Origin of the sequence: Aeromonas sp. PrichA-15, assembly GCF_017939245.1 — a bacterium.
GTDB classification, from domain to species: Bacteria; Pseudomonadota; Gammaproteobacteria; order Enterobacterales; family Aeromonadaceae; genus Aeromonas; species Aeromonas caviae.
In genome coordinates this window covers 1-1,001 of the sequence record NZ_JAGKRH010000316.1, presented here as the reverse complement: position 1 = coordinate 1,001, position 1,001 = coordinate 1, and the positions used below count along the sequence as shown (strand labels likewise).

The 1,001-nt window shown below is 49.2% G+C and carries 1 protein-coding gene and 1 pseudogene; both read left to right on the top strand.

Annotated features, from left to right (window positions below):
- Window positions 1–104 (top strand): annotated as a pseudogene (locus J9889_RS22425) (IS5/IS1182 family transposase); the annotation flags it as partial.
- 366 nt (window positions 105–470) lie between these two features.
- A partial coding sequence (locus J9889_RS22420) for an IS1595 family transposase (RefSeq protein WP_210558274.1) occupies window positions 471–1,001 on the top strand: 531 nt, incomplete at its 3' end.

Here is a 1,001-nt window from a genome sequence, read left to right as displayed (position 1 = left end):
ACAAGGGGTTGCTGAAAAACGATAACCAACTGGCGATGTTATTCACGCTGGCCAACCTGTTTCGGGCGGACCAAATGATACGTCAGTGGGAGAGATCTCACTAAAAACTGGGGATAACGCCTTAAATGGCGAAGAAACGGTCTAAACAGGCTGATTCAAGGCATTTACGGGAGAAAAAATCGGCTCAAACATGAAGAAATGAAATGACTGAGTCAGCCGAGAAGAATTTCCCCGCTTATTCGCACCTTCCTTAGCAAAACCTGATCGCAGGTGGATCAATTTTATTGGCCAAAAGTGGATCAATTTTAATGGCCATTGACAAGTTCGATGATAGAATCAATCAAAAGGTTGTGGAATGGTTGTTTGCTGGAAGATCGGTTTAAGTTATTTGTATTCCTGATTACCCATGATTAGCAGTCAGTCACCACGAACTATACTGATCTTACGTACAGTTATCGAGGTGCGAGATCATGGCCAAAAGCAAAATCCAATTCCAGAAAGGCTACAGCCTGTTTGAGTTTCTCAAGGACTATGGCACTGAGGCTCAGTGCGAAAACGCGCTGTTCACTTGGCGTTTTCCTAACGGCTTTGTCTGCCCTGAATGTGCCAACAAGACCTGTTGTCGCCTGAGAAGGCGGCCACGTGTGTGGCAATGCAATCACTGCCGTCACCAGATGTCATTGACTGGAAACACGATTTTCGCAAACACCAAGCTCCCACTGACCAAGTGGTTTCTGGCAATGCACCTGTTGCCACAAACCAAAACCGGTTTGTCAGCGATGGAGCTAAAGCGCCAGTTGGGCGTCAAATATGACACTGCCTGGATGCTCAAGAACAAGCGGCTGCAAGCCACGCAAGAGTCCGATGACAAGCAGCCCATCAGCGGCATCATTCAGCTCGATGATGTCTACTGGGGTGGCGAGCGCCGTGGTGGCAAACGGGGTCGGGGCGCGGCAGGCAAGACGCCGTTTGTGGCAGCAGTGGCCCTGAACAAGGAAGGA